The 2,666-nt window shown below is 61.9% G+C and carries 2 protein-coding genes and 2 pseudogenes; all 4 read left to right on the top strand.

The features are described from left to right. Positions 1–634: pseudogene (locus AS181_RS25580) on the top strand (hypothetical protein); the annotation flags it as partial. Between the two features lie 20 nt (positions 635–654). After that, positions 655–1,143, top strand: a complete 489-nt coding sequence (locus AS181_RS25090) for an enoyl-CoA hydratase (protein WP_139114285.1) — start codon at positions 655–657, stop codon at positions 1,141–1,143. A gap of 713 nt (positions 1,144–1,856) precedes the next feature. Beyond that, positions 1,857–2,339: an enoyl-CoA hydratase gene (locus tag AS181_RS24835; RefSeq protein WP_078111746.1), complete on the top strand. Its 483-nt coding sequence runs from the start codon at positions 1,857–1,859 to the stop codon at positions 2,337–2,339. 6 nt (positions 2,340–2,345) lie between these two features. Continuing rightward, positions 2,346–2,666 (top strand): annotated as a pseudogene (locus AS181_RS24350) (hypothetical protein); the annotation flags it as partial.

The following is a 2,666-nucleotide window of genomic DNA, read 5'->3' as shown; positions in this document are numbered from 1 at the left end:
GACTCGTCGTGCTGCTGCGACGATCATCGGTGTTATGGCTGGTGGTACGGCTGGGGCTGTCGCGCTTGGTATTCCGTCGGCGGTTGTGGGCGCGGGAGTAGGTGCCATCACTGGGGCCACTATCGGGACAAGTCTAGGCGGACAAGGAATTGCAGGTGCTGGGATCGGCGCCGCGGTCGGTGGCGTGGGAGCTGGAGCCGCGGGTGCTGCGGTTGGCGCGGCCATTGGCGGTACGACGGGTGGTCTCCTGGCCTATGCGCTGGGCGCCGGTGACCCTGGCGCGAACCCGGATGAGCCGTGGCGTCAGAACGGTCCACGTCATGCGCTGCCTGACGCTGACGGGCCGAACCAATTCGAGTTCCACTTGACATCAGAGCAGGCGCGGCGCTCGGGACTGCCTGCTGTCGACTACGTGGTCAATCACCGCGGCGACGTAGACGCGAAGGTTGGGACCTCCACCTTCGGCTGGTCAGGCGGTCAAGCCCGATCGCCCTACGCCGTTTTCGGTCCACACGTCGAGAAATCGGTCCGTGATTGGACGCGAGGGCACGCAGAGAGCTTAAGGACCGCGATTCCGGGCAGCGACATCGCCTGGCCGTCCGAAGACACCGGCGCAGATGCAGCCGAACGCTAACGAGAGTGAGTTGAGTACTGATGTCAAAACGACTGGTGGTTGTGTTGGCCACGATTGCCGCCGTGCTCGCCGGATTGATCACTGGATCGGGTGAAGGTGCCGCAGCACCCGAACTGCAGAGAATCTCGATCAATGGTGACCGATTTGCGACAGTGGGAAATCACTCATTCTGCAATGGCGAACTCCGCGTTAGTCTCACTGCGGCTCCGAGGAAACCCGGCTTCGTCCGGGTCGGGCTTACATCGTATGGGTTTAGCGGGCAGGGTCCGAGCTGGAAGCGTAATCCGGTGTGCAAACTGTTGATTGGTGCGGTGCACACCAGCGCGATCGGTTACGCGCAATGGAGTTTCTTCAACGCGGATTTCGGTCCGAAACGTGGGCAGAAGGTGGTTCGCGACATCAGGACGGGATCCGGTGTGGTCGAACTTCAGTTGTCGTCGTACGCACGCAACAATCCGATCCGTCTACGGCAATCACTCGGTCTGTCGTATTACATGCTGGTGCCCTAGCTCAGAGTCGGGTCTCGTGATCTGACCTGTTACCAGGACCATACCGATCAATTGGAGCAGCGACGCCACCTGTGTGGCCGCCTTCCCTTATTGCGAGGATGACACGTATGAAGAGAGCAGTTCTGTGCGTGGGCGCCACGGTCCTAGCACTTGCCAGCGCCTTGTCGGGCGTCGGTCAGGCGTCCGCGGCTCCGATTCCTCAAGTGACTTTCACCGGTTACAACTTCGGGACGTTCGGTGACCATTCGTATTGCCGCGGCGCCATTAACGTCACCGCGGACTCGGCGCCGAAGAAGCGCGGCGTCGTCCGTGTCACCGCGCGGTCGCACGGATTTACGGGCCAGGGTGCGAGCTGGAAACGCAATCCCAAGTGTCGTGTGCTCCGGTGGAACGTCTACAACAGTGTTCGCGGAATCAATCTCGAGAAGTTCGTTACTGTCTCGTTCGGGACCCGGTCCGGCGAGACAAAGACCTGGGAAATCCCTTCAGGTTCGGGTCCGGTAAGTCTAGGTATTACGGCGGTGGCCGCTAACAGTCCAATCCGGGTACCGTCCGGTTACGGATCTACGATCTACATGCTTGTCCCTTAGGCAGGATCGGCTGGGAATTGTCCGCCGATTCCGGCGGGGCTCACGCCTACAAGTATGAATCGCGTGTGTGTGATCTCGAAAAGTTCGAGTAGACCTGCGGGTCAGAAATTGCGGGGAATAAATATGAAGAAATTGGTAATTGGAGTCATGTTGGCCGCATTCGCCGCGGTGACTACGGTGACCGGCGTTGGCCAGGCGACCGCGGCGCCAATCCCGAACATCGCGCTCTACGGCAACAACCTGGGAACCATGGGGGACCATTCTTTCTGCCGCGGCAACGTCAACGTCACGGTAAAGACGCCGCCGAACAAACGCGGCGTGGTCAGGGTGACAGCACGGTCCGCAGGGTTCGGCGGAGAAGGCGCGACCTGGAAGCGGAATCCGAAGTGCCGAGTACTCTTTCAAACCCGATACACGAGTCTTCGTGGCTATGCACTCGACAAATGGACAACAGTGACCTTCGGGACGCGTCGGGGTGAGACGAAGGTGTGGGACGTTCCGACTGGCCCGGGTCCGGCAACGATCGGAATCACGACATCTGCCATCAACAACCCGGTCCGCACGCCGACGGGTGCTCTTCTCGTATTTCACATGCTCGTCCCCTGAATCCACATGACCAACCCGACCACCCCACGCGACGACGACCCGCAGGCCTGGGCCGAGCGGGCCGTCGTCGTGTGCGGGACAGCGGGAGGCGTTGGCACGTCGGTTGTTTCGGCGCTGCTCGCGGAGCATCGGGCGTCGTCGACGCTCGGGCTTCTCTCGTGGTGGGTGGACGCGTCGGGCAACGACTGCGACATCGAGCTGCGGCTCCGCGGGTCGGGTAACCCCGAACTGTTGCGCACGGCGGCGGGCACGGGTCTGTGGCTACCGCCCGAGGAGGCGACGGTCACTGACGCCGTCGTCGAGACGTGGCGGCAGGGCGCGGTTCCC

This window comes from Gordonia sp. SGD-V-85 (assembly GCF_001456905.1).
Lineage (GTDB): Bacteria > Actinomycetota > Actinomycetes > Mycobacteriales > Mycobacteriaceae > Gordonia > Gordonia hongkongensis.
This window is presented reverse-complemented; position numbering and strand designations above follow the sequence as displayed.